The 6,000-nt window shown below is 40.1% G+C and carries 3 protein-coding genes and 1 pseudogene; 1 reads left to right on the forward strand and 3 read right to left on the reverse strand.

The genetic code is table 11. From position 1 onward, the window contains the following. Window positions 1-504 precede the first annotated feature (504 nt). Window positions 505-1,797, forward strand: a pseudogene (locus tag I3255_RS12755) (IS3 family transposase). 153 nt (window positions 1,798-1,950) lie between these two features. Here I3255_RS12755 and I3255_RS12760 read toward each other — a convergent pair. The 3 genes from I3255_RS12760 to I3255_RS12770 form a co-directional block, all read right to left on the reverse strand. After that, a complete protein-coding gene (locus tag I3255_RS12760; RefSeq protein ID WP_238039157.1) occupies window positions 1,951-2,817 on the reverse strand; it encodes a hypothetical protein in 867 nt (288 codons plus the stop codon). A gap of 156 nt (window positions 2,818-2,973) precedes the next feature. Next, window positions 2,974-3,384 (reverse strand): hypothetical protein, encoded by a 411-nt coding sequence (locus I3255_RS12765; RefSeq protein WP_238039158.1) that lies wholly within the window; start codon window positions 3,382-3,384, stop codon window positions 2,974-2,976. A gap of 222 nt (window positions 3,385-3,606) precedes the next feature. Further along, a partial coding sequence (locus I3255_RS12770; RefSeq protein ID WP_238039159.1) for an Ig-like domain-containing protein occupies window positions 3,607-6,000 on the reverse strand: 2,394 nt, incomplete at its 5' end.

Consider the following 6,000-nt stretch of genomic DNA (forward strand, 5'->3'; position numbering starts at 1 on the left):
ATATCTTTTTGAATATAGTTAAGTCTAACTACTCAATCAAAAAGCTCATTTTCGGTGCGGTGCCCAAACCGTGCCCTGCCCTAAAACTGCGTATGCGTATCTGACCACAACCTAGCTATTTTTGGTTCAAAAATCATCATGACACCTAACCTAGTAAATTTGGCCCTATGCTAATTTTTGAACCCAACCTCAATTCAGCAAAAAACGTGTTTCTTAGAGGTCTAATTTTTCTGAAATGCATTTTGGTTTTATAACACCTAAGATGAATTGTCGTTTAAACAGTGATGACCACCACCTAATATTTGAAAAAATTGGGACAAGTAGAATATTTATCAGCGCTAAGCTTGATGATTTTCAAGACACTTCGAACAACAATCTTAGCAAGCATTCTAACTTTCTTTTGAACCCCCTTCCTCACAAACTTCATCTTCTTCATAGATGAGCTATGCTGAAAAAACTGTAGACCCAAACTTGGTAAACTAACGACTCAATGAGGAGTTTATCATGACTAAGAAAATCAGAACCTATAGTGGAGCATTCAAAGCTGAAGCCGTTAAAAAGATAGCAGATAATAATGGCAATGTTTCAGCGACTGCAAAGCAGCTTGGCATCGCCATGCAGACATTATCTAACTGGCAAAACAAAGCTGATAAAGGCCAGCTGATTGGTACTAAAGAATATGATCCTGAGCTCATAGCTATACTAGAAGAGAATAAACGTCTTAAACGTGATCTCAAAGTTGCTCAGGAAGAGCGAGATATTCTAAAAAAGGCCACGGCGTACTTCGTCAATGAGGAACGTTAAGAAACAGTCTAGTAGACTGTTTTAGTGACGCAAGACGTAGGGTTATGCCCGCAGTGACAGTTGATGAAGTACGTCTTTATCAAGGATAACCAGAAGATATTTAGCATCACCTGTATGTGTCACGTATTAGATGTCAAGCCATCAAGCTATTATAACTGGATAAATCGTGGTGTTAGTAATCAGCAGATCCACCGCAACCAGTGTGAGCTGCGGGTTCGCGTGGCTCACGATGAAACTAAGCAGCGCTATGGCTGTGAGCGATTGCATGCTCATCTTACAGAGCAAGGCCATCATATCAGTCAATACATGGTAAGACGCATTAAAGAAGAATACGGCATTGTTTGCCGTCGTCACAAGCGTTTTAAAGTTACCACCAACTCAAACCATAAAAAGTTTATCTATCCAAACCTGCTCGATCAAAAATTTGATACCAGTCGTCCTAACGAAGCTTGGGTTAGTGACATCACTTACATATGGACAGATGAGGGTTGGCTATACTTAGCAGGTGTTGAAGACCTCTACACTAAAGAGCTGGTCGGCTATGCTATCCACAAGCGTATGACAGCAGATTTAGTTTGCCGTTCACTTAATATGGCCATCAAGAATAAACGACCCAACCAAAGGCTGATTGTGCATTCTGATAGAGGCAGTCAGTACTGTAGTTATGACTATCATAAGATCATTAAGAAGCATAAATTTAAGGGCTCAATGTCCAGACGTGGTAATTGCTTTGATAATGCTCCGATAGAGAGTTTCTGGGGCATATTGAAAAATGAGTTAGTGTATCATCAGGATTATAAAATGAGATTCGAAGCTATCAATGACATCATTAAATATATTGAGCTTGAGTATAATGAGGAGCGATCAGCAAAGGACTGCTTTGCAGCGACGCAAGGCAAGAGCTATGCTCGCAGTGAAACTAGAATCCAAAAGGATTTGGGCTATAAAACGCCAAGACAGGTGTGGTTTGACTTTTATCGTCAGGCTGCGTAACTAAAATCTCCCAAGTCCATGTCTACAGATTTGACAGCATAGGTCAATTCTTTTTCACGTAGCTCAGGTTTAAGTTTATCTACCTCTCTTATGAAGCTAATGACAGCATCATATCTGGCATCAATAAAAATAGAGCGATGTATCATCTCATCTTTAGTATTCTGCTGGATAAGTGGGTGATTTGCATCGGATCCTGAAAATAAAGGCATACGATCTTCTTTTAGCACTGCTACTTTTTAGACGTAGATAAGGGTTTGGCGTCAACAAAACACTAATATCCGAGTTACCTTTTACGTTCTTGAGTTTTATACCTGCAATCTCATTAATACGCATGCCAGTACGATACGCTAGAATCAATATCGTCTGGTATAACAGCTTTTGACTCTTGTTTAACTCAGATACTTGTAGTGCGCTATGCATGGCGTTGTATATTCGAGGGGATACCATACTCGCTTTGACGACCTGCTTATTTTCTCCCCATGCAAAAACCACGTCAGGAGCATCGAAATACTCCATCTGATATCGATGAAAAGTGCGTAATCGCCCATAGGTATAAGATTGGGTGTTTTTGAGCTTATCTAAGCTGGTGGATTGTTGACCCTCATTTTTTGAGTCGTTACTTTCGTCTAGCACCTGCGCTAGACTAGCTACTGGATCAACTAAATCATTATCTTTACCATTCTTTATATCGTCATCATCAAGCTCAATATCATCTCGATCATCGATCGGGTCTTTCTGTAAAACATCTTTTTTACGAGCATCTTTGACTTTACTTAAGATAATTTGCTCATATATTTCTTCATAATCATTGGTACCCCATTCCTCTAATTCTTCATCCATCGTCAACATAAGCCATTCACGTCCAATACAACCAACGTATTTATTGACTGAGTTCAGATTGGTTTGATTGCTTTCTAATAGAGACAGTACCCAACCGAGCAGACGTATGGCATTAGGCTGAGAGAAGTCATTTTTTAGGTGATTAATTTTTTCTTTGGCAGATACCCAAGTTCCTTTCAAGCTCTCTTGAAAGAGCTGAATGATGTTTTTACTAAAAGCGGGGTAGCTATTACTAGATTTAGGACTATCATTCGATGATATGCTTTGAACAAATAGCTGTTGTCAACTAATAGCGGATTGAGTATTTTGAATGTCTTCCTGGTTATAAGTGAGTAACTACTCTGTAGGCAATGACGTGCTTTTAAGCTGTCCTTGCATAACTAAACTACCAGCCCCATCAATAGCGCTATCAGGCCATTGACGCCAGTGAAAATTGGCATATTTAATCAGATGCGATAAATGGATTTTCTGCGGATCGCGGCAAGTAAGTTCAAACGTATTGTTCAATCCTTTTATAATCGTCTCAAACTGCTGTATTTTACGCTTGTTTATATCAGTATTGCCTAAAGCATGTAAAAATATGAGACTGAGGTCGTCAGGAACGTAAGACACATAGCGAGTCAATACATCATCGTTGCCATCAATTCTACAACTATATCTATCATCCCTGATCTCTAAAGGAATCACGAGCAAGATATTATCAGCATCTAATTTATGATGAGGTTTAGACTGTTTTTTTAGATTCACAAGATATAGTTTTCGCTCGCTAAACAGCCATTGATTTAGGCTGCTTAACGCAAGTTTTCCAAGTCAGTATTTATGGTGTAGATCATTATAGTAATAAGAAAATTTAGCTGAAATAAAAAACAAAGCTCTGTACTAAACAGAGCTTTGTTCTAAGACAATTAAACGACACAAGACTTTAGCTATTAGTTCATTTTAAGAGAACTTTTTTCATCATTCTTCGTGCTAGATAACATTATCATCAATCGCAGTTTGTACATATAGCTTGGCAGAATTAACACCATCTTGATATAAATCATAACCAACTTGATCAGATGTAGCTGATTTGGTCATACCTGATATATTAACCGTGTCTGTACTATCGCCTTTGATGAATAGCTCATTGTTGTTATCAGTGATACTAATCACATCACTCAGTCCCAAGCTTAGGGTTTGAGCGGTGTTATTGGTCATATTGATACTTTCAATATTAGTCACATTACTTAAATTAGCACCTGATACAGTATTTATGTCATTAATAATTAAAGTATCGATACCTTGACCACCATCAATTAACACATCATCTGCATCAAATACTAAAATATCGTTCCCATCACCACCTAATAAAGTATCTGCACCGCTCAAACCGATTAAGGTATCATCTCCTATACCACCGCTTAGCGTTTCAGCTTGGTTAGTTCCTACTAGATAGTCATTATCAGCATTACGAGTAATATTTAATACCTGTGTAGCGGACACAATATCGCCATCGTCATCTTTTACTGAAAAGGCAATATTTTCTTGGTAACCAATATCTGTAACCCTAGCTTGGTACTCAAAAATACCCGTTTCAAAATTCAATGATATAACACCTCCAGTAAGCGTATTGATAGTTACTGTCGTTGTTGCTTGATCATAAGTGGAGCGGTCATCACCTTGTACGGTCATGTTGCCGTCAGTAGCATTATATGTATACGTAGTGCTATCTATAGTAATAGTTAATACGTTACCACCATCTGCTCCGTACCCGTACTCAGATACAGTGTCTGATAAGAGGTTTCCTCTAATTAAATCTCTGCTCACTTCAGGTTGGCGATCCCTCAGCGAATCAAGTAAGACATTGCTCAACTCACCTATATTTCTAACTATATCTGCAAGGCCATTATTATCCAATCCTTGCTGTCCGTCGTAAGCAACGGGTAATATGCTGCTAAGCGATACTTCTATCTCTGGCCCAAATGCATAGGCATAAGACTTAATATTGTTAGCTGTTAAAAAATTTGTCCAAGTAGCTTCTTCCACCGATTGGATGCCGAAATCGTTAGGGTCAACTTGCGTGGGAGTACCCGACAGCGAACTGACACCGCCTTGTGCTGCATTCGGATTACCATCAGTCAAGAAATAAGAATAATTTTGAGCTCCAACGAGCTTACCAGGCCTATTAAAACCTTCAATACCAGTATTAAGAGCTGCATCGTAGTTGGTAACACCTCCATCACTCGAAACACTATTGATATATGTTTTTGCAGCGTCAACCGTCATCCATGAGTTTTGGGTTATACCTGTAGATGAGAATAGTGATATCTGTACCATCGTATCGCCAAACTCAGCATAACCATCAATCAAGTTAATCACCGCTGCTTTAGCAATATCTAAACGAGTAACACCAGTCGTTACAGGTGTATTCATACTACCTGATCTATCGAAAATAATGGATAAATTCGAACTAACAGTATTCAAGCTGACGTCGATAGGTCCTTCAGCCAACAAAGGGCGATCATCTTCAACAGTAACTACCAGATCAGCAGTTAATGAATCATTACTACCATCATTGACAACTACGCCGAATGTCACATCGAGCTCGTCCTCAATATTGTTTGTTGGATGATCGATAGCGTGCAATAGCGTTACATCATAAGATGCAACAAAGTCAGAGCCATTAGCTGTAATATCATTGACTTCTATCGTCATCACATCAGTCGCTGGCTCACCTGCAGCCAATACCGCCTGGCCAGTTAAAGTATCTGTAGCATCATTCCATGTCCATGTAACCGCATTGCCCTGAACAGTGATACCGCTTGGTCCTGTCAACTCAATGTTGAAGTCAGCAATAGATACGTTATCAATATCAGTGAATGTAATCTCACCTGTTGAGGTCGCATTGTTCGTAGTGTCAACACTTCCTATTGTATCAACAATACCTCCTCTAGAAACAAGACCTTCTTCAGAGACTCGAGTTGAAGTTGCCATAGCCACAGGTGCATCGTTCACTGGTGTGACGGTGATGGTCTCAGTGGCCGTGTCTGTACCACCATTGCCATCAGTGATGGTGTAGTCAAACTGAACCTGACCATTAAAGTTGGCATCAGGCGTAAAGCTGATAACCCCTTGATCAGTGATGTTCACCACCCCGTTTGGTACGACAATGCTTTGTGCCACCCCTGGCGTCAGATCGGTACCATTGATGCTGCTGATACTGAGCGTGTCGCCATCCAAGTCGCTGTCGGCGATACCCGTCGTGAGCGGTGTTAATACCACGCTACCGTCTTCGGCTACGGTGTACGCGTCATCTACCGCTACTGGATCATCGTTCACTGGTGTGACGGTGATGGTCTCAGTGGCCGTGTCTGTACCACCATT

This window comes from Psychrobacter sp. Ps6 (genome assembly GCF_022129235.1).
Taxonomy (GTDB): Bacteria; Pseudomonadota; Gammaproteobacteria; order Pseudomonadales; family Moraxellaceae; genus Psychrobacter.